The sequence below is a fragment of the Rhizobium mongolense subsp. loessense genome (assembly GCF_900099775.1).
In the GTDB taxonomy this organism is placed as follows: domain Bacteria; phylum Pseudomonadota; class Alphaproteobacteria; order Rhizobiales; family Rhizobiaceae; genus Rhizobium; species Rhizobium loessense.
Genome location: NZ_FMTM01000004.1, coordinates 365,105 through 386,668, shown reverse-complemented (window position 1 = coordinate 386,668; position 21,564 = coordinate 365,105). Strand labels below are relative to the sequence as shown.

Below are 21,564 nucleotides of genomic sequence, written 5' to 3'. Positions count from 1 at the left end.
TCCCGTGACTCAAAGAGCTGCGGTACGCCTGCCCTCAATCGCAACCGTCACGGTCTCAGATTTGGAGAGGTCGTCGCGAGCAATAGTCATAAGACGCGCGATGGTTTGGCCGAAGTCGCTCGGTTCAAGGTCACGTCATCGACCTTCTCCGCTTTTCGACGGCGTGTTGCCCATTCGGTGACGACACGAAGGCAGCCGCCCTTGGGTCTTGAGCTGCCGCCACTGCTCTGTCCCCGATGTCCGGCCGCCCATTGAGCGTCGAGCCAAGGCAGATGGAGTTCGAGCGAGTTCTTGCGGACGCGGAAGACATCCGAGCGTTGACCACTCAGCACGCGTCGGACCAAGCCGCGACCGTACCCGGCCTGGCGCACGATCTCCTTGATTGCCGTTCTCGACCTGGCCAGGTCGAGAACGGCGCCGTTGATGTATTCGCGCCAAAGATTGTATAGCCGCCGGTGCGCCAAGTCTATTTAGCCGAATAGTGCCGGGACTGTCGACCTAGATATGTTTTGACGATGCGACCGCATCTATCGATTTGTTGCGACCGGTCGCAAAGTTTTTCATCTCGACCGCAGTAATCGCGGCGTGGTCGGGAGATAGTACGAAGATGGCGTGACTTTGCCCGCTCTCTTGGCGCTTCGGCATCTGAGGTCAAGATTATGGTAGCAGTTCTCGAGCGCGTCGATCTCGGCGCATGAGCCTACGCCGACGATGTGATGGTAGAACCGACGCGATATCTTGTGACATTTGCCACCAAGTTCCATATTGTTCTGATGTCGTGGAGAGCTTCTTGACTTCGTTGCGGGGCTCGGCCTTGCGGCGTGCACGCTTTCTTCATCAGGCAAGGGCGATCACGATGAGACAACTCAGTGACGAGGGTCGACGGACCCTGCAGGGGATTGCACAGCGCTACGGGGTCAGTTTTGGCGCGGTCGAGCACCTTCTGATGGCGATTATCGCCGGGCAGGCGACACAGGCTCAGTTCAACCATCCTGATCTCGGTGGCATGGGGCAATGGTCACAGGGCGGCATGATCATGGTCGGCGACATGTTCAACCATGCGCTCAAGGCGAACGTGGCCGAAATTTGTTCCGAGCTTGCGGCGCTGGTGCGCAGCTCAGATTTGCTGGACCCGCAGAGGGCGCACCAGTCCCAATACCAAGGTCAGGGCGGCGTCAGTTTGTTCGTGCCCGGGGCGTTGTCGGCCGGGAACTGGTGGCCCGAGGAGCTCGGGCATCCTGCCTCGACCGGGGCGCAGAATGACCTGCGCTATGCCTTTTTCCCGACAACCCGGCGGCTGGCGATCGATGTCGGCGGCCAGGTTACGGTCTACGACACGAAGGACCATCGCATTGGCGGTTTCTCGCAACAGCAAAGCAGCGACCAGTCGCTGGCCTTTACGTCCCAGCATGGGCTCGTGAAAATTTCGGAACTGGATGTGGTCCGTCAGGACGGCAAGGACCCGGCGGGCACGTCGGCTACCGAACCGTCTGCCGCCACGGTTGCGCCATCGATATTCGCATCCTCCGCGCCGGAATCCACCGAGCCACAACAAGCGGCGCGTCCAGCGCCGGAGGCGCGTCGGTCCGAGGACGACATCTTCGACAAGATCGAGCGCCTCGCGGCCCTTCATGCAAAAGGTATCCTCACAGATCAGGAATTCGAGGCGAAGAAATCGGAGTTGCTCAGCCGACTATAGCATCCGACGAACAGGGGCTTGCCAGATGCAGATCAGTTGATGGCTTTCCATCGAGCCCGGATACTCACCGTGCGGGCCGTCCGCAACGTTCATCGCGGATCTGCCCATCGATCGGATTGTGGTGGCTTTGGGAGTGTCGCTGGACATATTGATGAAAGCACTCACTGCCGACCCTTACCAGTGAACTAACTTCAAATGCTTTTCCGCGTTTCGGGGCCTTCAATTCGTAGTCTGGATGCCAAACTTTGCACGCAGATCTAAACCCGGAGTTCTGCAACCACATCAGCGACGCGGACACCGGCGCGGCAGCACATCCACTGCAAAATATTTCCGGCTACACGTGCGGCGTAATCAGCGTCACCGAGGGAAAATATGTGCGGTAGCGGCCAAGGTCGCGGGTGAGCAACGGAAGCTGCCTAACCGCTGCATGGGCACCTATGAAAATGTCGGGCAATACGCCATTCTTTGATCCTCCGGCGCGGCGATACTGCGTAAGTATCTTGCCGGCAAGGAAAAGGGCGGCTCGCGGCATTGCAGTCATTTCAAGCCCAGCCTCGTCGAGGAAGGCCTCGAGTTCTTCGATATGATCGTATCGCACCGCGAGCTCGGCGTACACGGTATCGTTAATCAGCAAGGGCCCATCGAGGCTCGCCGTTTCAAGCTGCGCAATCGACCAATCCGCCCACGCCGGATCATCGGTGACAACGTCCAGGAGGATATTGGTGTCGACGAGGTTCAAGTTTCGCCACGTGTCAGTGCCATGATGGCATCGGTGCTGAGCCCTTTCCCGCATGACCTCGCAACTTCGCAAACCGGCTCACAGGCTGCTTCTTGTCCGCCCGCACCACGACAATGCTGCCATCGGCGGCACGGCGGAAATCAACCTTGCTTCCGGGAACGATTCCCAACAGATCGCGGACGGGCTTTGGAATGGTGACCTGCCCCTTTGCTGTCACTGTCGTCGCCATTTGCACCCTCAGTAATACCTGATGTTCAGAAGCTATTACTTTTGGCGGCCTCCAAGATGATGTGCTTTCACAGGTGTCGCGCCGCCATGAGCGAAAATCCGTCAACTCAATCCCTGGTATCGGCTTCCAAGTTGTCGGCCGCAAGGGAAGACGGTTCCGATTGCATACGCTCTTCGAGTTCCGCTGCGACCCACTCGCGAAAGAGGTTATAGGCCACCGCCAGTAGGGTTGGTCCGAGAAAAAGCCCGATGAATCCAAAAGCCAGAACGCCGCCGACGAGCCCGAATAGACCGAGCAGCACGGGCAGATTGATGTTCTGGCTGAGCAGATATGGTCGCAGGAAGTTGTCAATACTGCTGACGAGAAGCAGGCCCCATGCAGCGATGAAGATCCCCCACCAAACCGATCCCTGCATGAGAAGCCAAAGCGCCACCGGCCCCCACACGAACGGTGGCCCTGCGGGCACGAACGAAAGCAAAAACGTCAGGCCGCCGAGCAATAACGATTGCGACAAACCGGCGATCCAGAAGCCGATGCCGGCCAAAAGACCTTGGGCGAGGGCCGTTCCGATCATTCCGTAAACGACACCATTCACGGTCATGCCGATGACCGTGATCAACTTTCTAGCGCGAGTGCCGGCAACACGCTCACCGATTTGACGCATGAAACTGATCATGCGCCGGCCGTGCAGGAACAGGAAAAAAGTGATGAATATGCTGAGCGCAAGTTCGATTAGGCCGATGCCGAAAGCTGCGCCGCCAGCAAGAGCAATATCGGTGACAGGCCCCGTCAGCTTCTTGAGCTCGAGGATAAAGGCAGGAGCGTCATGCGCAAAGTTTTCCCAGTAAGCGGCCACACTCTCGCCGACAATCGGAAGGCCTTTCACCCAGATTGGGGGCGCGGAGGGACCCTGCTCGAGGACGCGCGTTATTCCCGCCGCCAGGTTCTTTATGTCGTCGGCGAGCGCCGTCACGAGGAACGCTAGCGGTGCGGCCACAACAAAAACCACCAGCACCGTCATAGCCGCGGCGGCAACCGCCCGATTGCCTCCAACCGCACGTTCACATCGGCGGTAGATAGGCCAGGTCGAAAAACATATCACCGCAGCCCACATTATTGCCGATAGGAAGGGCCAAAGGACGAGAGCGCAACCAATCGCCAGCAGCACAAGCGCGCCGATACCAAGAAGCTGCTCGACCAGTCTGCTTAGAGGAATCATGACCACTCCTCCGGTTTCCTTGCGATTCTACTCCATCGGCGTGCATGGCGCTCATCGAAATTCGCAACGACCTTGCTGATAGTCACGCACGAACATCAAGTGGAGCAGATCGCGTCGCTATCGCACAGCAGACCGCTGCTTCGCAGCGGCGGCAACGGGCAGCCGGCGTCAGCCGATTGCAGAAACTACACCATGTAATAGTATAGTGTATATTATTACATGGTGCATTAATGCTCATTCGGCAATCTCGCTGATAAATCTTGCGAAAGCGGCGAGATAAGACAGCGGCCGAGTTCAATTTTGGTGAAGGCAGTATTTCGTCGAGACGAATTAGAACTAGATTCAAGTGGAGAAAATCATCACATTGGGAATGATACTTCTAATTATTCTTATCATATTCCCGTTGGGCGGGTTTAGTGGTCGATTCGGAGGTGTTATCGCCACGGTTACCGGGCACGGCGGCACGGTGCATTTGGATCGGAATTTGAACGATGTTGCCCGCTAAACAGGCGGCCAAAACAACAGGATCAGAGGCACGCCCAGCAAGACCACAATGGATGAGAGCGGCAGTCCCAGTTTCCAATAGTCGCCAAAGCGATAACCGCCGGGGCCGAGCACCAACGTGTTGCATTGGTGTCCGACAGGCGTGAGAAAATCGCAGGCCGCACCCACCGCTACGGCCATCAGAAAGGCGTCCGGACTGTAGCCAAGGCGTTGCGCAAGGGTAACAGCGATCGGGGCGACTACGAGAACCGTGGCTGCATTGTTCAAAAACGGAGTTGCGGCCATTGCGACCACCATGATCATTGCGAGGGCGCCGTAAAGGGGCAAGGCGCTAGCAAGCTGAGCGAGGCCGCCGGCGATAAGGTCGGCACCACCGCTGGTACGGATTGACTCGCTCACGGGAATGAGGCCCCCGAGCATTATCAGGATGGGCCAATCGATGGCCTCATAAGCTTCCCGAAGTGAAAGCGAGCCGAGCAGTACCGTCAGGACAGCAGCCGTAAAGAAAGCTGTGGCAACGGGCAGCAGGCCAAATGCCGTTAGCACCATGGCACCAGCCAGGACCACCACCGGAACCAAACCCCTTCGCGGATTCCCCAGGCGGATCTCACGTCCCGCCAAGGGAAGAAGACCGAGTTCCATCAATTTGGTCGGGAGAAGCACAAGATCGCCCTTCAAAACGAGAACGTCGCCTGGACTTAGCGCGATATCGCGCAAACGTTCGGTGAAGCGCTTGCTGCTCCGGCTCACTGCGAGCAGATTGATGTTGAAGCGCTCATGCAGCGCCAGACGCTTGGCGGTTTGACCGATCAAAACCGATTTTGGGCCGATCACGACTTCAATTCCGGCAATCTCCTCGTCGACTCCTTTTGCTTCCGTGGAGCGGTTGTGTCCCTCCAGTTCCAGACGCGCACGCCTGATGCCTCGCTCCAGCGCCTGAGGGTCTCCCTCCAAAAGAACGATATCGCCCTGACAAAGGATGGGGTCCGGCAGTGATATCATGCGCTCGACCTTATTACGGACAAGCCCGGTGACAAGGACCTCCTCGTCCAGCAAGGCCGACAGGTGTCTGATCGACTTGCCGTTAACGGGCGAAGTCGCAGTGACGCGAGCCTCTGTCATGTAGTCCTTGATGTTCAGCGCTTTCTCCATTGTCGGGGTTGCCTCCCTGTCTCGCGGGAGCAGCCGATAGCCAAGGGCCAGAAAAGCCACTCCCGCTGCGGCAATACCAATGCCGACAGGAGTGAAATCAAACATGTTGAAAGGGCGACCCGTGAGTTCCTCGCGCATCTGCGACACGACAATATTTGGCGACGTGCCGACGAGGGTGATGAGCCCGCCAAGCAACGAGCCGAATGCCATCGGCATGAGAAAAGATGAAGCGGGCGCTTTCGACCGGCGCGCCATCTGAAATGCGACCGGGATCATCATCGACAACGCGCCGATGTTCTTGATGAAGATGGACAGGACCGTGACAGCTCCCACGAGAATAACGACCTGGCCCTGCAAGGAGGTCACCTTGGGCGCGACGCGATGAACGAACGCCTCTATGACACCACTGCGTTCGATTGCGGCGCTTACGACCAGCGCGCTCGCTACGATGATGACAATATCGTCACCGAATCCGGAGAATGCTGCCTTGTGCGGCACAATGCCGGTAAAAACCGCCGTAAGAAGTGCGAGAACTGCGATGAGGTCGTAGCGAAACCGTCCCCATATGAAAGCGACCATTAGTCCGATCAGAATGGCGAAGGCGTAAGCCTGATCTTGTGTCATGGATGTCGTCCAGACCGACCCCTCCAAATACCAAGCCCATATTACTCGCCTGGAGGAGCTAATGGCAGGAAAACTGACAAGCTTCGACGTAAAGGCGCTACCCCGAGCGTCAGTTAGAGCGCTTTCCAGACAGCACGGCCGAAAACCGTGCTATGATGAGCAATGAAAAAGCGCTCCGCACTTGAAGTCGCAAAGCAGCGGGTCACCGATGATCGAATCCAGATCGCGGTCCAGGAGGCCGAAATAGTCGGGGGCGTTCTCAGGGGCGAGCCTACGTCTTTGGCTCGCGAACAGCTCGTCAGCTTTTTGCAAACGCTCCGATTTCACATCTTTGCGTGCGACCTGATGAAAGCAAAGATAAGCGCAGATCAAAACCTGCCCGCGGCTCGGGGAAATGAATTCCACGAAACTTCGTAAAACGCGAACAGCTGCATAAATTCATTTGCGTTTCCGCTTCCTCGGCGCAATGTCGCCTCTTCGGCAGCCATAGCACGGGCGCTGCAAGGGCCTCCACACCCTCGCCCCGTCATGGTGAATGTCCGTGAGGTAGTTTATCTGAGCAATCGTCGCGCCACTCGGAACGTTCTCGTTTGTCTTGATCTGCCGCAACCTTTCATGGGCGGCATATCCCCACTCTGCGTCAATTTGGCGTCCCATCGACGAAAGATGAATGAAAAACATCAATGACTGGCTGGCGGACAAACAAGCGCTGTTTGAAAACTGTAGCGCGGGATTTAAGCAGGTGGCAGATATGCTACGCGACCAAGTACTGCCTGAAGAATATTCGATCCAGAACCCTAGGGGCGACATGCGAGGAGAAATCGACGCCCAATTGAAGGAGCGGCAGAACGCTGGGATTTAGCAAGAGAGTGAGAAGGACCTATCGCCAACGATGCGGTTTGGCGAAAAAGTCAAGTCGGTGAATGTTTTCGTGCTTTAACCGTCGCCACACGCAGCCTGACCTGCTCTTCATTGTCCAATCGCAGGGCTTTCAGATGGGCGGTCTTGGCCATTCTTGCCTTCAGCTCGGCTCGAATGATGATCGCCGAAACGCGGTGCGTTTCCTCCACTATCGTGGGCGGCCGTCCGGCGGCGTCTTTCATCGGGCGCACTCCCGATGTGCCGTATTTTAGAACAGCTCGCGACCGGGGACATTCCATGCGGAGATCCGGCCTGGCCGTGACCTTATCCTCGAGCAGCTCCGACATTGATTTTTCATTCCAGTCGTCGAATGCAATTCTCAGGCTTTCGAGGTCGTAAGATGAATGCCTGTTGTTGTGATCGAAACGGTCAGGAAAGGACATGACCTTCTCCCCAATGCTTGGGGCGGGAGCGTAGCGCTCTCAAGCGGCAGTGCCCTTTTCAACGGCTGCCGACAATACGCACCCTATGCTCTTCCACAGGGAACGCAACGAAATCATTTGTCCTTCGAGGGAACAATAACCTATGCGCCTTGTTTACCGGGTGGATTGAGGAGGCGGAATGGTTCCACCCTGTTCCAGCGCAAGCCCTTGTCCTGCGCGGTCCACCATTTCCCCGAGCTCGCCACTTAGGCGGGAAAGTTCTTCCGCGCGCTATCGCCCATTAAAGGCGCGTCATGTTTTTATGGTCTTTTGACCAGACGCGCGGCATTCGATGTTCCTCATCGTAGCCACGCTCAAGGAGGCTAACATGCCATCCACCGAAGCACTCCGTGCTTATCGTGAAAACACGGTTCGCCGGAAAACTAACTTCCCCTCGATAGCGACATACTTTGCGGTTCTCGTCGCGATGTTCATCTCGGTGGCCGTTCTGGGGCATTTGCTGCTCAGGACGTAAGTTATTAAATGGTGTCTCAAACTTCGTCGATGCGTGACAGAGGCGACCAGAAAAGGATAGCGCTATGCAGAGATCCAAGGAAGAACAACTACAAGCCCGCGCTTACGCTATATGGGAAAGGGAAGGCTGCCCTGAAGGAAAAGACCGCGAAAACTGGGAGCTCGCCATAAAGGAGATGGAAGGGCAATCCCCTCCCCAAGTGGACAAAGGCCCATGGCGGACGCCGCAAGAAAGCGCGGCCAGTTAACTGCGCTTTCGCGTCGTCGCGAGGCGTCTCGCCAATAGGCGATTGCGAAGCTAATATGAGGTTCGGCCGTCGGCTGCCCTTGAACGAGCCAGCCGACGGCCTACGCGCTACATTGTAAACGCGCACTACCTCCCCTGCCCTTCCCCGATCGGCAAGATCAAGATCTTTAAAATCGGATGCTCGAGTACTTGCAGCGGATCAAAATTCGCGTCTACGATCGCGATATTATATTCACCCAGGCAACCACCATTCTGGATCCTGCCAGCGATGATGGCGGCCTCGTTCGTGCAAAAGAGCGCGTAACCGGCTGCGCCATTCGATCATTGCATAGTCGGGATTCTTGAATCGCCTCCTGCCCCAGAAGGTTGCGCGGCAAAAAGGTTCTGTCGCTCATTGCCTTTGGACGTGGCTTTAATGGAGCGCGCCAGATGGCTGCGCCGGAAGCCCTTGGATCGCAAAGCGATGGAAACGTGGGGCTCCGAGCGTAACGGCCTCTTTCTTAGGCCTGCCGAAATGTCGTTCGAGCTGGATAGTCAGTTCGGCTGGGCTGGTCGTGCCCTCTTGAAAGAGGCCGATCAGAAGCCGGGCTGCGATGGGGAAGGGTCGAGGCTGTTCAAAGAGAACATCGTCCGTATAGCCAGCATCCTTCAGCACCCCCTGAAGTAAGTTGAGGTCGTCGCTCGTCATATATTTAATGGATGTTTCGGAAGACATGACATCCTCCTTTCGGTCGGGGCAAAGGGTTTGGCGACCCTCAAACAGCAGCGCCCGTAATGATTACTGCTGGAGGCTAGACCATGCGCCCTCGGAGTAGACAAAGCAAACAATATCTTTCGCGGATGCTCATAGACGACGGGAGCATCGGTCTCCCTCGACGGACGACAGCAAGCCTCCTCGGGGCCGTTCCGTGGCAAGCCACGATAGAGCTGCGTTCCCTGCTTAGACGCGATCTTCGGTCGTCGCTGGTCGTGCGGCTTGCTGGTCCTTCAGCACCGCCGCATCGATTTCCGCTCGCGTGACTTGCAAATGCTGCCTCTTGAGCGAAGGCGTTTCAATTGACGGAATTTCCAGATGAGCGGCTAATGTCCTGTAAGCCGCAAAGGATAGTTCCTCGATCCGTTCTTCGTCCACCGTCAGCCGGTATGTCCCGGCTGCCAGTGGCATAACGAGAGATTCGATGAGGAACGAATGATCGAACCTGATCTCGGTTTCAGTTGTTCTGTTCATGGCAGACTCCCGTCTGGTTTGATGCTGAGGCGACAGACGTTTGCCGCGTAGCCAGGAAATCTTTCCGTCCCGGTCAGCTTTCTCTTCATGCGTTTACAGCCCAAGCGGCGCGATCTGGTCCGGTCGGACAGCCTTTGTGGTCGCCGCGCTAGGTCACCGCAGTCACCTTCGGTTCTCGGCTGCTTTCGAGGCTGCCGCCGAACGCGCGCTCGTTGCGCCGCCTTCGTTCTCCCACGACGCCAGTGCATCCAGGTCTGAGCTTTGCCTGCGCCGAAGGGAGGGCGGGTAACTCTGCGAGGGTATCGTGCCGGCCTCAATGCGGCGGATGATTACGACTTCCTCGTGACGCTCCGGACCCTCGTCGGCTTGCATGTCCGATGTCGCATAATTGGCTCGCTTCAGAATTCGCTGCAGCGTCGAGCCCTCGATAGCTGCAGTTTCACCGACGTAAAGAACAGTTACCACAGCCAGCCCCCCGAAATCAGAAACAAGATGAAAGCGAAGCTGAGCGCGACCAGGATTCTGATTGCGACGTTTTCAAAGGAATAATGATGATGGAACATGGAAGACATCACGTCCTCCTTTGATTGGGGCGAAGGATTTTAACCCTTTTGCGGCAGCGCCCGCTTCAAATGCTGCCGACAGAAATACAGTGCGCTTTGATTAGGTTTTAAGCAAGGCATTTCGTTGCAATAAAAATAAAAACTTTCTACAAGATCCTGTGATATGATGCGTACATTGGAATATTATTGCAAGGAGTCGCTTCAATGAAAGCTATTTTTCCAGACATGACCGGACGGCAAGTGGCGATATTTCTGATCGAGACATCGCTCGTAATGGCAGGACTGGTCGTAATCCTTATCGTAGGGATACCCATGCTTTAGAGTGACAGTCGATCACGGCTTGGATGCCGGCATGCGAAGGCAGATCAGGATAATTCAGCGGCTGATGAGATCTACCGCAGAAGCAATCGCCCGAACTTTAAGAAGAAGTCGCGGCTTCACAAAGGCCCCGGAATACGCGTTTTTTTCTGTTTTCGCAAGGAAGCCCGCGCAAGCTTATACTTCACCAGTAGCCTCCGGCGCAGCACCACAAGTGACGCCGGGTTCCATTCACTTCCTCTTTTGCTCCAGCCGCGAACATGCCCGCTGGCTGTTAGCGCCTGCCCGAGTCGGCGACGGCAGTCTATCCCTGAATACTCCCCTGAACCGCGCATTCCCACGGACGGCGGGCCCTGGGCCCGGGGGCCGAACCAGACGTCGACATCTCGAGTCCGGTCACGAATTTTACTTCGAGCTGAACTCAAATTGGCTCGGACCGGGAGAACATGCCGTGTTCAAGCACCGGCAACGGTGAAACTCCAGAAGTGCCGACCAGCCACATCTTGTCCTTAAGGTCGATCAGTCGTCCCGGTATCTCGATCCGTTCGGCGCACATCCAAAGATTTGTTGACTCTTATCACAGTGAGAACATAATAGGAACAAACGGCGGAGCATCCGCCCGTTGCAACAAATTGAGTAAGGGGAGAACGATCATGCCCCGGCAGCCGATCAAGAGAGAATTGGAACAAGGCACCTATTGGACGCCGCCTTGCGAAGTCGCCATTGCTGAAGCGCATCCACGATTGCTCAACGCACTGAAAACCGGCTCTGGATTGGATCGCAAACGCCTCTTCGTGGCAGGCGCCTACGATATGGCCCTCGGTTCGCCGATGGGTCAGTTCGAGGTTGCCATAGATTGCGAAAGCGGGCTTTCCTGCGGCGTCTTCAGAACCATGCGTAACTCGGAAGATGTTTCGGGAAAACCTGTGTGGTTTACCTCTGACGGCGATCCGGACAACGCGGTCGAAACGGTTCTTCGCAGCGCCAAGGCGGAAGGGCTAGTTCCCTGATGCGGCCTGTCACAAGGGAAACACTGACTATGAAGTCGGGGCCGCTCTCGCCTTTCACGACGACGACGCCAATCGACGATCGCGACACTGTTGGCCGATCATCATTTGAGGCTTAAGCTCGCTCCTGCGAAAGCGCTCGGGATCGGGAGGAGGAAAGGCTACTCCGCCTTGTGAAAATCCTTGACGATCGAAGCAAGCACGACTTGATAGCCCTTCGGGATACTTCCAGTTAGAAGGGACAGATACACCGCGCAGTCCCATGCAAAGCAGCACTCTTGTTTCCAGCTCTCAACGACCGCAATTGGCGCGTTGCGCAGTTTGGTCCAAGCGGCAACCACGTCAAGGTTAGCGCCCTTTACGATCGAACACTTCCGGGGTGGCGAAAAACGGTTGGTTCCCTATTTCCGAGCGAAGCGGATGAGGTAAGGCCGGATTGCTTCAAAGCGAAAGGAACACGCCATGGCCAAGAATACGATTTGCCTCTGGTTTGACAAGGACGCCGAGGCTGCCGCTCGTTTTTACTCCGAGATCTTTCCCGACAGCATGGTGAGTGCCGTGCGCCGCGCACCCGGCGACTTTCCGGCGGGCAAAGAGGGCGATGTGTTGACGGTCGAATTTACAGTTGCGGGCATTCCTTGTCTCGGCCTGAACGGGGGACCGGTATTCAAACACAACGAAGCCTTTTCGTTCCAGATCGCCACAGACGACCAAGAGGAGACCGACCGCTACTGGAATGCTATCGTCGAAAATGGCGGCGAGGAGAGCGCGTGCGGCTGGTGCAAAGACAAGTGGGGGATTTCCTGGCAAATCACCCCCCGCGTACTGACTGACGCGCTGGCGGCTGGCGGTGACGAAGCAAAGCGCGCGTTTGAGGCCATGATGACGATGAGAAAAATCGACGTCGCCGCTATCGAAGCGGCGCGGCGTGGTTGACGCTCCGTCCGCGTCTTGCGGCCGCCAGATCGACGCGCAGGTCGGCCACTTTTCATCGCTGCTCTCGAAACGGATATTGCAGGAACTGCCGAGATTGCGCAGCGCTCCGTTCGGCGCGAAGGCGAGTTCGCCTCCGGCCTCGCCCCGTCGAAGAGGTCGTCGATGCCCGCTTCGAGCTTGCCGATCGTGCATCCGCAGGCACGTTGCCCGCCGTCACCTCATGAATGGAGCCTCGGAACAGCGGCTATCTCGAAGAGCGGTGCCATGGAAGTGTCAAGGTCGGAGGCCACCAAGCGGTGGTTTGGAGCGCCTCCTTCACGGCAATCACGTCCTTTTCCTCGGCTCGCATCACGCGGTGCTGTCGTCAGCAACCGCAATCATGCGTGCGTTGCCAATGTTACGGGCAAAAACGCTGCCTTTAACGCCATCGTGCACCTTGAGCCGCTTCAGGTTCTCCTCGCTGGTGGTTTGGCCTGAAAACATTGGTGCCGCTTCCACGAGCCGCGGCCGGCTTGACCCAAGATGGGCACGTCCGGCGTTTGCCTTGAGCAGGACAAGGGTGCTGGCCGGATCGGCAAGATCAACCTCGCCTCTATTCAGCGCTCCGGCTACGTCTTTGGGGATAGCGTTTACGTCGACTTTCAGCCCGAGCTCGAGCGCCTTTTTCGGGCTGAGACCGGGCCCTTTGCCGCCCAGCTTTTCGCCAGCGATCGCCTCATGAAGCTTTAGCTTACCTCCCCAAAAGTCCTCGCTGCCGAACGTATCGCAGCGAAACGTCTCGCGGCCCTCCTCCAGATAGCGCCTCGCCTGCTCCATCGCGGCCGCGTCGAAATCCTTCCCTCGCATCGAGGTATTGCCGCTGATTTGAGCAGCGGCTGGGATCAAAGTCGAAGGGAGAAGAACCGAAAAAAGGATCACGTTTAGGAAGCTTCGAGGCATATCACATCCCTTCCCGCGGTCGATCTCTCGACGCGCGACGTCCGATCTCCGACAAAGGAAAATTCCACTATACTTTAATATTTACTAATATACAGAGCTTCTCCTCGCTTGGCGTGGCATTTCGGGATGGATGGGGAACTGCGCGAGGGCTGGATTGATTGCGCATTGTCGGGATTGACCGTGTGCGATGGGGGTCCGCAGGGCCGACTTCCGCCGGAGTGATCCCAAGGTCCGCTGGGCAAGGTTCGGCGGGAACTTTTGCGTTCGTTCTCCTATTTAGCAGATGTGGATTTTGGAGAAGTCGGGCCATGAATGTCAGCGATGAAAGAACCGTCTCTTTATGGGCGCCGATCAAAGTCGCGCCTGACGTTGTTCCGCTTCCCCACGATGACCAGGTCGATGTCGTCGTTGTCGGCTCTGGAATTGCCGGCTTGTCAGTGGCCTATGAGCTCGCACTCGCCGGGAAGAAAGTGGCCGTCATCGATCGCGGCCAGATCGGAAGCGGCATGACTGCCCGCACGACCGCGCATCTGACATCGGTATGCGACGACTATTTTTCCGAATTCATCGCTCTGCGGGGGCGTGAACTGGCGCGGCTCTTCCACGAGAGCCAATCTGCCGCGATCGATCGCATCGAAGCGATTCAGGAGACAGAGGCTATCGCGTGCGATTTCAGACGCGTCGATGGGTTTCTGTTTCCATCGTCTCGAGCGCAGGAAGCCGACCTCGAGCGCGAACTTGATGCCGCCCTGCAAGTCGGCGTCGCGGTCGAAAGAACCACCGGCTTGCCGTTTGCGGGGTTCTCCGCGGCACCCGCCCTTCGCTATGCCCGTCAGGCGACATTCCACCCGCTCAAATATCTTCGCGGGCTGGCCGTCGGCGTCCGCGCCCGCGGGAGCGTCCTTTACCGGGACACAGTGGTCGAAAAGGTCGAGGAAACAGACGGCGGTGTCCGCGTCGCGACAGCCGCAGGCTTTGTCGTCACTGGAAAATGGGCTGTCGTGGCGACCAATTCGCCGATCAATGACCGTGTCGCCCTCCACACCAAACAAGCGCCCTACCGAACCTATGCGATGTCGTTCGAGATCGGGCGCGATGTTATCCCGGATGGGCTCTACTGGGATACTGAAGACCCTTACCACTACGTGCGTCTGCAGCCGGGCGACCGCGAGACGGACTTTCTCGTCGTCGGCGGCGAAGACCATAAGACTGGTGCGGCCGACGACGGCGACGAGCGGTTTGCAGCCTTGACGTCGTGGACCAGACGTCTAGTGCCCGATCTTGGCCTCGAGACCCATCGATGGTCCGGGCAGGTGATGGAGACCATCGATTACGCCGGTTTCATAGGTCGCAATCCGGGCAACGAGCGGGTGTTCGTGGTCACTGGCGATTCCGGCGAGGGCATGACCCATGGAGCGGTGGCTGCTCTGCTGATCCGAGATCTCATTCTCGGCGGCAACAGCCGTTGGCGGGAACTTTACGAGCCATCCCGCAAGACACCAAAGGCGATCGGTGACTACCTCGTGGAGAACGCGACAGCGATCAAGAATTTCGTCAAGTATATCGCGCCTGGAGAAATTGATTCCCTTGATAAGCTGCGACCGGGAGAAGGTGCCATCGTCCGCGTGGGCCTCACCAAGATCGCCGCCTTCCGGAACGAAGACGGCACGCTCTACAAACGTTCGGCGTCTTGCACGCACATAGGCTGCCACGTGCATTGGAACTCCCTCGAGCGCTGCTGGGATTGCCCCTGCCACGGTTCGCAATTTGCTGTAGATGGCACCGCTTTGAACGGACCGGCTGTGTCTCCCTTGGCTGATCTCCGATAGGTCATTAGGGCGCGCGGACGGATTTCATCCTTGAGATGTGGGACGGCGCGTCGTCGGTCTGCATATGCTTGAAATTGATGTGCAATAGGGCCTGCATTCCGGAGTATGCCATCCCACCCATTTGCCCAGGATCGGCCACTCCCCTGGTCGCCGCAGCCATGCGTGAAGGTATGATCAACAATCACACCGATCCCAGGCGGCCCCCGACTTCACGCACGCTTTCCTGCCGCAGCGCCGTTCTGCGACTTGGGCAATTCAGAAGTTTTCCGTTCTTTGGTCTTTGTGCGAGGGCCTTCGGCGCGTTCTCCCGTCGCCCGGCCTCATTGCTTGGCAGGAAGGTCGGGGTATCGGAATGGTGCTTCTTGGCCTTAGGCTCGCTTCTTAGAGGAAACTGTCGCTCGAGCCAGAAGGTAGCGGTCCTTGCCATTGGACCTTGGGAGGACGTTGACTTCTCTAGGAGATGGCAAGGATCTCAAGCTCTTGATCACCTACATTGACTATGTCGCCAATAGCTTTGCCCATTAGAGACGTTCCTACAGGGGATGCGAAGGAAATCGACCCGGCCTTCGGATCAGCTTCATCTTCTCCAACAAGGCGATATTTCTGCACGCGCCCGTCGTCGCGACGGAAGGTTACCGTGCTCCCGAACGCAACAATGTCAAATGAAGCAGGGTCAGGGACCACCTGCGCCGTGCGAATTCTTTCGCTAAAGTAACGCATGTCACGCAAGGGGATTGCAGCCTGCCGCCGCCGTTCATTCACGTCTTCGATTGTACTTGCGGCATCGTAGGCTTCACGAGCTTTTTGGCGCTGCAAATCCAAGGCCTTCAATCCCGCTTCAGTAACCAGGTTCGGGTGAGGTGAAATCGGACGGTCGGGCAGCAGAGTTTCCGAAGCCGTTTCGGCACTTTCTTCCTTGGTGAACGCGGTGCTCAATCTCAGCCTCCCTTTAGACTGGCCAACGACATCGGCGATCCGTCACATGCGCAGATCGATTTAATTTCGATTTTTCGATGGTCGCGAGCAGATAAGATACCTCTATCCTAGTCCGACGACGAGAAGATTTTTGCCGGATCATCATATTCCGATGCGCCGCCCGGAACAGACATCGCGCGGCCCGTGAATAGCGGCGCTTTCTGGATCGCGGGAGGCTCATCGCCGGGTCGCTGCTCCGGCTCGCGCTGTCTCGATCCCGATGGCAGCCAAAAGCTGCACCTGGAGAGGTCGCCCAAGGCAGCCAGCGCCTCACGCAACAAAGGCCCGGCCGCCACTTGCAGGGCGGGGTTCTCCCGAATGGGCTTTCCGAGCGGCCCGACTTTCAAGAGCTCCCAGGTCATTGCGTCGAGATCGTCGCTCGATACCTTTTCATCGTGCGACTGGATGGTAATCTCCTGAGATCCGACCACCTCAAGAATGCCGCGTACGTCTTCGGGGTATGCCCCTCGCCGTTTTTTTCCCGCGCCACTCCGTAACGCAGCGATGAGATTAGGAATTTCCCCTCGGCCAACCACGCCCAACAGGGCGCCGGAACGCGTACTGCGCTCCATTCTGATGGAATTTGAATGACAAACTAAGACCAAAGTCCAACCATTTTCAGGCTTCGGTCCAATGTTCTTTGCCGCAAGCTTGATCCATGTTGTGGGCGGCCTGACGCGCACGGATTCGGTAAGCCGCGCGAAAGGTTAAGGGCTTTCCCGGTCCGCCGCTGGGAAGGCCCCTTTTTTTGCAGGGACGCCGGCATCTCCTAGCTCGGCCTTGGATTCTGGACTTCCATGGATGCTCGGGCTATCTGCTTTCTGTCGTTCGATAAATTGAATTTAGGAAGCAACCAAAATGATGAAAAAAATCGTTCTTGCCAGTGCATTGGTAGGTACCTTGGCATCCTGTACAGCGACCGAACAAGGGACCGCGATCGGCGCCGGATCCGGCGCCATCATCGGTGGCGTCGTCACCAATAGTTGGGGCGGTGCTGCTGTTGGTGCTGTGGCAGGCGGGCTGGTCGGCGCTTTGATCGGACGCTCGACGGAGCACCGTGGCTACTGCATCTATCGTGATCGCTATGGTCGCCGCTATGAGGCCCGTTGCCGTTAAAGCAAACATCCGCCGAGAACCTTCCTGGTCTCATAAGAAAATAGCCGTCTCCTTTCTAATAAGGGGACGGTCTTCCAATTGGCGTCAACAGCGCACTGAAGCAGCGTGTCGCAAGTCAATTGACGCGTTTCAAGACGCCTGCGGTGCTCCGTTTTATCTGAGCACGACCTCAACCTCCACCGCGATGACGGTTCTTCAGAGGATTAATTGTCTCCGGCAATGCCGTAGCAGCGATGTAGCCTGCAGGGCCGGATTCATCTGGTATTCCAGAAGACCGTATCGCTTGTTCGATTGTATCCACCCACACATGCACGGCGTGCAGCCGCTGCGCCAGAGCCCGTGCAATCGTCGTCTTCCGATGGCACCCACCTACGTGATAAAGCCGAGCCTGAAGGCGTTTTCGACACGGGACTTCAGACCCTCGGCAACCTCGCCTCTTTCGGTGACTATGGCGCAGCAATCGTCCGGTTTTTGCTCAGTGCACCGGATGATCACGATGTGATAATTGATCCGCCCCGCGTGATCGGTTTCCATCGCCTCGATCGTTGCGAGAAGCCGTTGCGCCACAGCCGTGACCGCTGTCTCCTCAGCGAGTTCCCGCACTGCAGCTGCATCGTCTCTCCTAGCTCGATCATTCCCGCAGCCAAACTCGGTTGGCCCGAAAGACGACTGCATTGTCCCTACGGTGGGCCTCATCTCTCGCACTCCTGAGGATACAGCCGAGTACTCGACTTCGGCTGGATGAATGGGCATGCCCACGCCGTCTAACTCAGCGGTCATAGTGCTGCCACAGAGTTCGGCCCAATCACCTTTGTATAACAAGCGATGGCGACAAAATGAGATTGCTGGCTTTCTTGGCTGCAGCCCTTTTACTAACAGCCTTTCAGGCCCAAGCCCAGTTTTATGGGCCTTATGATGGATACGACGACTATGGTGGCTACGGCTATGACGACCCGTACAGCCCTTATCCCCCGCCGCTGGAATACGAGCCAGTGCCTCGCTATCGGGAACCTTGGCAAGAACGTCGGGAGCCATCGGCGCGAAGCGCAAGAGGAACCATCGTCATTGCCACGCGTGAGCACACCCTTGTCTACACGACGTCACAAGGCGAGCAGTTCGCCTACCCCATCGCAGTCGGCCGCGAAGGCAAGCAATGGTACGGAACAACGCGGGTAGTGTCGAAGCGAGAGCATCCAGAGTGGCGGCCAACGGCGAGCATGCGCCAGAAGAACCCAACGCTTCCAGCCGTCGTGGAGCCTGGCCCCGCAAATCCGCTTGGAACCCGCGCGATCTACCTTGCCGACGGGCTACTTCGCATTCACGGCACCAACGATCCCTCCTCCATCGGCACCAATGCGTCGAGCGGCTGCTTTCGGATGTACCGTGAGGACGTCGAGGAGCTTTACGAGATGGTACAGCCGGGAACGCAAGTTATTGTTCAACGGTAACTGAGACCGATCGTCGTCCACCGGCTGATTGTCCTACAACGGTTCCGGGCACCCCGAAGAACGGTCCCTCGTTTGTCGAGGGGCTGCCGGTCAAGAAGTTCCATGCGGGTTGGGGCTGAGAAGATGCGCCGTCTCGGCATTGAACCATCTGGGGTTACTGTGAGGCAAACGGAATCGCCACGAGAACGATGACGTCAGTGAAATACTCCGACTTCACCCAAATTACCCGCAGCAAGACAGGGCCTGCTCCGCTTGCATCAACTGCCGAGCTCGAGCGAACTTTGATTTCATCGGGCAATCGGCTTCTCGCCGTTACGCTGGCTGCTCCTACTTAGGACGCCGGCGGGTCACTGATGAACGAAAAAGCCAATCTGCTCAGAGGCGCTGTTTTTTCCCCGCGCTCTTGCCGTCGGAGCTTTTCGACCGTTCCTCAAAGCGTTCTGCGCCCTTTGCAAGATCAGAACCCTTTTGGGCTTCGACTTTCCTTTCCTCTTTTGCGGTGCTTTTTCTCAGTCCGCGTGCGGCTTGCCTACCCTTTTCTGTCGGGGCTTGCTCGATACCCATTGTGTTTCCTCCGCGTCTTGCTGCCGCAAGTTCAACGGTTGAATTATGACTTCGTTCCACCGCCCTCCCTCGCCTAAATTATGCGACTGCACGCTAAGAGCGGCGCTGGAGGGATAAGGCGGATGAGCCGCCGTATCCCTCCAGATCTAGCGCGAAAAAAGCTAGCATCTGAGCGATAAGCGTGGATCGTTATGGCACCTCGCCGCGCGCAAGTGCGGCTGCCTGTTCCAGGCTGACGCCATTGACAAGAGGATCGGCATGTCGATGTGCCAGCCGCCATTCGACACCTTCGCGGCGGTAGACCAACGTAACACGCAGCGGCCAATCCTGGGATGGCAGGCCGCCGACCTCGACACGGCATCGTTCGATGATCACAAGAACCGCCATGTCGACTGAACCGTATGTTTCGACAACTTCCTGCTCGAACGTGCCGTTCCTGAAGAAGCGGCCGACCGCCTCCCAGCGCTCATCCGTCATCTGCGAACCGCGCGTGGGTGTGCCGCCGAATGGAGACATCAGCACGTAGTCGTCGGTGTGAGGGTTCAGCGCACGATATCCGTCGATGTCGCCACGCATAAGCGCGGTGTTCGCTTCCGCGGATTGTCGGACAAGTTCTGCGATCGCCTCACCGGGATCGTATCCTTGACCATCCTCGAGGGAAGCGCTCCTGGCGATTTGCGAGAACGCGGGGCCGATGCCGTTTGCGTCGAGAATGGGACGTCGCGTGGCTGACATGCGGGTCACTCCTGTCTGTTTCCACCAGTGCGGGGCAACCGTATGCCGCCTCGCCTGCTGAGGAGAGCACTTCAAGGATACTGAATCTAATGATATTATTTCACCGATATGCTGAAGCTGGTTGACTTATCGCGCACAGACCTCAACCTTCTCGTCCTCTTCGAGGTCGTGCTGGACGAACGGCATGTCGGTCGGGCCGCCGATCGGCTGAACCTGTCGCCTTCGGCGGTGAGCCACGGACTCGGCCGACTGCGCCGGCTTCTGAACGACCCGCTATTTCTTAGAACGCCTAAGGGTGTCGTGCCGACGGCGCGCGCGGTAGAGCTTTCGGCGCCGATCGCAGAGGTCTTGGCCCGGGTAAGGAGCGTCATTTCGACAGCTGAACAGTTCGATCCCGCGAGCTCCGCGCGCCGGTTCACAATCGGCGCTCCCGACGGCGTCTCGGCGGTGTTCCTGCCCCCGCTTCTCGACGAGCTGCGGCGTACCGCGCCTAATATCGACCTCGGCGTGCGTCAATTGCTTCCCGTTCCGGGAGAAACTTCGCCCGAGCGTGCATGGCGCAACGCCTTCGCTGATCTGGAGGTTCGCGCGATGGACATCGCGGTCGTCCCCTCTGAGCACATCCCGACGCGCTTTCATTCACGCTGCCTCTACGAGGAGGATTTTGTCGTCGCCATGCGCGCCGGACACCCGTTCGCAGTTGACCCTACTCCGGAGCGATATTGCGAGATGCAACATCTGGTGGTCTCACTCACCGGCGATCCTCATGGCTTCGTCGATGAGGCTTTGGCGAAGCAAGGCTATTCACGGCGCGTTGCACTGACGGTTCCGAATTTTATGTTCGCGCTCGCTGCCATTGCCCGGACCGACCTGATCTCTGCACTGCCAAGGCGGTTTGTCGCGATCCATGCGGCACATTTCGGAGTCGTCACTGTCGAAGCCCCTCTGCCACTCCCCCGCTTCCGGCTCAATGCTGTCGCGCCCAAAGTCGCGATGATGGATGCCGGCCTGGCATGGCTCTTCGGAATCCTTGGAAAAGCGCAATCGTCCGAATCGGAATGGGAGACCTGCGAGCCTAAAAGGCGGCCTTAAACCTCGGCCAGCTGCGCAGACTGTGAGACATCCAAACAAAACGTATAGTAGTTTCGATGACTGGAAAATTGCACCATCTTTCTGCAAATTGTTGATTTCTCACGCTTTCCGAACACCTCGTCTAGGTACGACGAATCCATGGCATTTCGATTCTGATCGTAGTATCGGAATATAGCTTTCGTTGAGGTCCGGAGGTCTTTGCTTTTTGGCCGTTCTGGCAGCGCTAGGGGACCGAAAGGGTCAACCAAAAGGCGTACCAAAGGAAACCTAAAGGCAACCAAGAGCGTACCAAAACGGATAGCTTTCTAGTCCACGCCAACTGACCTAACCTGTTGCCTGGGCGTCATTTTGGCGTGTTCATTAGGCGCAGCTAGCCGTCTAACTTTCACGCCATGGGACGGATACGGGCAAAGGGGCAGACATGGCAGACATTCAATCCACGAGCGTTGGTGGCGTCACTCTCCGGAAGGACTGGCTATCGGTCATCTCCGTTCTATTCGTTGCGGGCTCTATCGCTCTGTCCTTGTGGGGGCATGGCAGGAACGAGCCGGGTGAGGGTAATGCGGTCCTATCGATCGCGCCTA

Annotated in this window: 25 protein-coding genes and 3 pseudogenes; 11 read left to right on the top strand and 17 right to left on the bottom strand. The window is 57.4% G+C overall.

Annotated elements, in window-relative coordinates:
• Nucleotides 1-86: 86 nt before the first annotated feature.
• Complete coding sequence (locus tag BLP23_RS16880; protein WP_092585962.1) at nucleotides 87-464, bottom strand: hypothetical protein; 378 nt, start codon at nucleotides 462-464, stop codon at nucleotides 87-89.
• A gap of 392 nt (nucleotides 465-856) precedes the next feature.
• On the opposite strand from BLP23_RS16880, the gene BLP23_RS16875 reads away from it, so the two are divergent.
• Complete coding sequence (locus BLP23_RS16875; RefSeq protein WP_092586132.1) at nucleotides 857-1,699, top strand: SHOCT domain-containing protein; 843 nt, start codon at nucleotides 857-859, stop codon at nucleotides 1,697-1,699.
• A gap of 334 nt (nucleotides 1,700-2,033) precedes the next feature.
• Here the strand turns inward: BLP23_RS16875 and BLP23_RS16870 are convergent, their stop codons facing one another.
• The 5 genes and pseudogenes from BLP23_RS16870 to BLP23_RS16850 form a co-directional block, all read right to left on the bottom strand.
• Nucleotides 2,034-2,438 (bottom strand): type II toxin-antitoxin system VapC family toxin, encoded by a 405-nt coding sequence (locus tag BLP23_RS16870; RefSeq protein WP_092585961.1) that lies wholly within the window; start codon nucleotides 2,436-2,438, stop codon nucleotides 2,034-2,036.
• Nucleotides 2,435-2,667, bottom strand: a pseudogene (locus BLP23_RS16865) (AbrB/MazE/SpoVT family DNA-binding domain-containing protein). Before BLP23_RS16865 ends, BLP23_RS16870 begins: the two are co-directional and overlap by 4 nt.
• Nucleotides 2,668-2,773: 106 nt before the next feature.
• Nucleotides 2,774-3,886, bottom strand: coding sequence for an AI-2E family transporter (locus tag BLP23_RS16860; RefSeq protein WP_092585959.1), 1,113 nt, complete (start codon nucleotides 3,884-3,886; stop codon nucleotides 2,774-2,776).
• Between the two features lie 501 nt (nucleotides 3,887-4,387).
• Nucleotides 4,388-6,166, bottom strand: coding sequence for an SLC13 family permease (locus tag BLP23_RS16855; protein ID WP_092585958.1), 1,779 nt, complete (start codon nucleotides 6,164-6,166; stop codon nucleotides 4,388-4,390).
• 150 nt (nucleotides 6,167-6,316) lie between these two features.
• Entirely contained in the window at nucleotides 6,317-6,571 is a 255-nt protein-coding gene (locus BLP23_RS16850; protein ID WP_233426734.1) for a hypothetical protein, read from the bottom strand.
• A gap of 265 nt (nucleotides 6,572-6,836) precedes the next feature.
• Between BLP23_RS16850 and BLP23_RS16845 the strand changes: the two genes are divergently transcribed.
• The gene (locus BLP23_RS16845; protein ID WP_092585956.1) at nucleotides 6,837-7,028 is read left to right on the top strand and encodes a hypothetical protein; all 192 of its coding nucleotides are present in this window, start codon (nucleotides 6,837-6,839) and stop codon (nucleotides 7,026-7,028) included.
• Nucleotides 7,029-7,077: 49 nt separating this feature from the next.
• Here the strand turns inward: BLP23_RS16845 and BLP23_RS33195 are convergent, their stop codons facing one another.
• Complete coding sequence (locus tag BLP23_RS33195; protein ID WP_139187075.1) at nucleotides 7,078-7,269, bottom strand: hypothetical protein; 192 nt, start codon at nucleotides 7,267-7,269, stop codon at nucleotides 7,078-7,080.
• Between the two features lie 568 nt (nucleotides 7,270-7,837).
• On the opposite strand from BLP23_RS33195, the gene BLP23_RS33725 reads away from it, so the two are divergent.
• Together BLP23_RS33725 and BLP23_RS35315 are read left to right on the top strand one after the other, a co-directional pair.
• Complete coding sequence (locus tag BLP23_RS33725) at nucleotides 7,838-7,984, top strand: hypothetical protein (RefSeq protein WP_167363912.1); 147 nt, start codon at nucleotides 7,838-7,840, stop codon at nucleotides 7,982-7,984.
• A 64-nt stretch (nucleotides 7,985-8,048) separates the two neighbouring features.
• The gene (locus BLP23_RS35315; RefSeq protein WP_092585951.1) at nucleotides 8,049-8,231 is read left to right on the top strand and encodes a DUF2934 domain-containing protein; all 183 of its coding nucleotides are present in this window, start codon (nucleotides 8,049-8,051) and stop codon (nucleotides 8,229-8,231) included.
• A gap of 411 nt (nucleotides 8,232-8,642) precedes the next feature.
• On the opposite strand, the gene BLP23_RS16820 is transcribed toward BLP23_RS35315, so the two are convergent.
• The 3 genes from BLP23_RS16820 to BLP23_RS16810 all read right to left on the bottom strand — a co-directional run bounded on the left by BLP23_RS16820 (nucleotide 8,643) and on the right by BLP23_RS16810 (nucleotide 9,923).
• Nucleotides 8,643-8,945, bottom strand: a complete 303-nt coding sequence (locus BLP23_RS16820) for a hypothetical protein (protein ID WP_092585949.1) — start codon at nucleotides 8,943-8,945, stop codon at nucleotides 8,643-8,645.
• A 225-nt stretch (nucleotides 8,946-9,170) separates the two neighbouring features.
• A complete protein-coding gene (locus BLP23_RS16815; RefSeq protein WP_092585948.1) occupies nucleotides 9,171-9,458 on the bottom strand; it encodes a hypothetical protein in 288 nt (95 codons plus the stop codon).
• A 162-nt stretch (nucleotides 9,459-9,620) separates the two neighbouring features.
• Nucleotides 9,621-9,923: a hypothetical protein gene (locus BLP23_RS16810; protein ID WP_092585946.1), complete on the bottom strand. Its 303-nt coding sequence runs from the start codon at nucleotides 9,921-9,923 to the stop codon at nucleotides 9,621-9,623.
• A gap of 1,069 nt (nucleotides 9,924-10,992) precedes the next feature.
• On the opposite strand from BLP23_RS16810, the gene BLP23_RS16805 reads away from it, so the two are divergent.
• Nucleotides 10,993-11,349 (top strand): hypothetical protein, encoded by a 357-nt coding sequence (locus BLP23_RS16805; RefSeq protein ID WP_092585945.1) that lies wholly within the window; start codon nucleotides 10,993-10,995, stop codon nucleotides 11,347-11,349.
• A gap of 459 nt (nucleotides 11,350-11,808) precedes the next feature.
• Nucleotides 11,809-12,282 carry a VOC family protein gene (locus BLP23_RS16800; protein ID WP_092585943.1) on the top strand — a complete coding sequence of 158 codons (474 nt, stop codon included), beginning with the start codon at nucleotides 11,809-11,811 and terminating at the stop codon, nucleotides 12,280-12,282.
• A 348-nt stretch (nucleotides 12,283-12,630) separates the two neighbouring features.
• On the opposite strand, the gene BLP23_RS34585 is transcribed toward BLP23_RS16800, so the two are convergent.
• Nucleotides 12,631-13,128: a hypothetical protein gene (locus BLP23_RS34585; protein ID WP_233426733.1), complete on the bottom strand. Its 498-nt coding sequence runs from the start codon at nucleotides 13,126-13,128 to the stop codon at nucleotides 12,631-12,633.
• 401 nt (nucleotides 13,129-13,529) lie between these two features.
• On the opposite strand from BLP23_RS34585, the gene BLP23_RS16790 reads away from it, so the two are divergent.
• Nucleotides 13,530-15,050 carry an FAD-dependent oxidoreductase gene (locus BLP23_RS16790; RefSeq protein WP_092585942.1) on the top strand — a complete coding sequence of 507 codons (1,521 nt, stop codon included), beginning with the start codon at nucleotides 13,530-13,532 and terminating at the stop codon, nucleotides 15,048-15,050.
• Nucleotides 15,051-15,503: 453 nt separating this feature from the next.
• On the opposite strand, the gene greA is transcribed toward BLP23_RS16790, so the two are convergent.
• Entirely contained in the window at nucleotides 15,504-15,986 is a 483-nt protein-coding gene (gene greA / locus BLP23_RS16785) for a transcription elongation factor GreA (protein WP_092585941.1), read from the bottom strand.
• Nucleotides 15,987-16,093: 107 nt separating this feature from the next.
• The gene (locus BLP23_RS34065) at nucleotides 16,094-16,567 is read right to left on the bottom strand and encodes a hypothetical protein (RefSeq protein WP_208603162.1); all 474 of its coding nucleotides are present in this window, start codon (nucleotides 16,565-16,567) and stop codon (nucleotides 16,094-16,096) included.
• Nucleotides 16,568-16,883: 316 nt separating this feature from the next.
• On the opposite strand from BLP23_RS34065, the gene BLP23_RS16775 reads away from it, so the two are divergent.
• Nucleotides 16,884-17,141 carry a YMGG-like glycine zipper-containing protein gene (locus tag BLP23_RS16775; RefSeq protein ID WP_022718096.1) on the top strand — a complete coding sequence of 86 codons (258 nt, stop codon included), beginning with the start codon at nucleotides 16,884-16,886 and terminating at the stop codon, nucleotides 17,139-17,141.
• Nucleotides 17,142-17,236: 95 nt separating this feature from the next.
• Here BLP23_RS16775 and BLP23_RS35310 read toward each other — a convergent pair.
• Nucleotides 17,237-17,487, bottom strand: a pseudogene (locus tag BLP23_RS35310) (adenylyl-sulfate kinase); the annotation flags it as partial.
• Between the two features lie 23 nt (nucleotides 17,488-17,510).
• Nucleotides 17,511-17,744 (bottom strand): NUDIX hydrolase, encoded by a 234-nt coding sequence (locus tag BLP23_RS33720; protein WP_167363893.1) that lies wholly within the window; start codon nucleotides 17,742-17,744, stop codon nucleotides 17,511-17,513.
• A gap of 233 nt (nucleotides 17,745-17,977) precedes the next feature.
• Here BLP23_RS33720 and BLP23_RS16765 point away from each other — a divergent pair, with 233 nt between their 5' ends.
• On the top strand, nucleotides 17,978-18,589 hold the full coding sequence (locus BLP23_RS16765; protein ID WP_092585939.1) for a L,D-transpeptidase: 612 nt from the start codon (nucleotides 17,978-17,980) through the stop codon (nucleotides 18,587-18,589).
• Between the two features lie 146 nt (nucleotides 18,590-18,735).
• Nucleotides 18,736-18,924 (top strand): annotated as a pseudogene (locus BLP23_RS34575) (DinB/UmuC family translesion DNA polymerase); the annotation flags it as partial.
• 40 nt (nucleotides 18,925-18,964) lie between these two features.
• Here the strand turns inward: BLP23_RS34575 and BLP23_RS16755 are convergent.
• Nucleotides 18,965-19,153 (bottom strand): hypothetical protein, encoded by a 189-nt coding sequence (locus BLP23_RS16755; RefSeq protein ID WP_092585938.1) that lies wholly within the window; start codon nucleotides 19,151-19,153, stop codon nucleotides 18,965-18,967.
• 189 nt (nucleotides 19,154-19,342) lie between these two features.
• Nucleotides 19,343-19,888 (bottom strand): YybH family protein, encoded by a 546-nt coding sequence (locus BLP23_RS16750; protein ID WP_092585937.1) that lies wholly within the window; start codon nucleotides 19,886-19,888, stop codon nucleotides 19,343-19,345.
• 108 nt (nucleotides 19,889-19,996) lie between these two features.
• On the opposite strand from BLP23_RS16750, the gene BLP23_RS16745 reads away from it, so the two are divergent.
• On the top strand, nucleotides 19,997-20,980 hold the full coding sequence (locus BLP23_RS16745) for a LysR family transcriptional regulator (RefSeq protein WP_092585936.1): 984 nt from the start codon (nucleotides 19,997-19,999) through the stop codon (nucleotides 20,978-20,980).
• The last annotated feature ends 584 nt before the right edge of the window (nucleotides 20,981-21,564 follow it).

Bases quoted from the DNA above. Each gene is read 5' to 3' on its own strand.
- BLP23_RS16875 (WP_092586132.1), top strand. From the start codon at position 857: ATGAGACAACTCAGTGACGAGGGTCGACGGACCCTGCAGGGGATTGCA.
- BLP23_RS16860 (WP_092585959.1), bottom strand. From the start codon at position 3,886: ATGATTCCTCTAAGCAGACTGGTCGAGCAGCTTCTTGGTATCGGCGCG.
- BLP23_RS16855 (WP_092585958.1), bottom strand. From the start codon at position 6,166: ATGACACAAGATCAGGCTTACGCCTTCGCCATTCTGATCGGACTAATG.
- BLP23_RS16845 (WP_092585956.1), top strand. From the start codon at position 6,837: ATGAAAAACATCAATGACTGGCTGGCGGACAAACAAGCGCTGTTTGAA.
- BLP23_RS33195 (WP_139187075.1), bottom strand. From the start codon at position 7,269: ATGAAAGACGCCGCCGGACGGCCGCCCACGATAGTGGAGGAAACGCAC.
- BLP23_RS33725 (WP_167363912.1), top strand. From the start codon at position 7,838: ATGCCATCCACCGAAGCACTCCGTGCTTATCGTGAAAACACGGTTCGC.
- BLP23_RS35315 (WP_092585951.1), top strand. From the start codon at position 8,049: ATGCAGAGATCCAAGGAAGAACAACTACAAGCCCGCGCTTACGCTATA.
- BLP23_RS16820 (WP_092585949.1), bottom strand. From the start codon at position 8,945: ATGTCTTCCGAAACATCCATTAAATATATGACGAGCGACGACCTCAAC.
- BLP23_RS16815 (WP_092585948.1), bottom strand. From the start codon at position 9,458: ATGAACAGAACAACTGAAACCGAGATCAGGTTCGATCATTCGTTCCTC.
- BLP23_RS16805 (WP_092585945.1), top strand. From the start codon at position 10,993: ATGCCCCGGCAGCCGATCAAGAGAGAATTGGAACAAGGCACCTATTGG.
- BLP23_RS16800 (WP_092585943.1), top strand. From the start codon at position 11,809: ATGGCCAAGAATACGATTTGCCTCTGGTTTGACAAGGACGCCGAGGCT.
- BLP23_RS34585 (WP_233426733.1), bottom strand. From the start codon at position 13,128: ATGCGAGGGAAGGATTTCGACGCGGCCGCGATGGAGCAGGCGAGGCGC.
- BLP23_RS16790 (WP_092585942.1), top strand. From the start codon at position 13,530: ATGAATGTCAGCGATGAAAGAACCGTCTCTTTATGGGCGCCGATCAAA.
- BLP23_RS16775 (WP_022718096.1), top strand. From the start codon at position 16,884: ATGATGAAAAAAATCGTTCTTGCCAGTGCATTGGTAGGTACCTTGGCA.
- BLP23_RS16765 (WP_092585939.1), top strand. From the start codon at position 17,978: ATGAGATTGCTGGCTTTCTTGGCTGCAGCCCTTTTACTAACAGCCTTT.
- BLP23_RS16755 (WP_092585938.1), bottom strand. From the start codon at position 19,153: ATGGGTATCGAGCAAGCCCCGACAGAAAAGGGTAGGCAAGCCGCACGC.
- BLP23_RS16750 (WP_092585937.1), bottom strand. From the start codon at position 19,888: ATGTCAGCCACGCGACGTCCCATTCTCGACGCAAACGGCATCGGCCCC.
- BLP23_RS16745 (WP_092585936.1), top strand. From the start codon at position 19,997: ATGCTGAAGCTGGTTGACTTATCGCGCACAGACCTCAACCTTCTCGTC.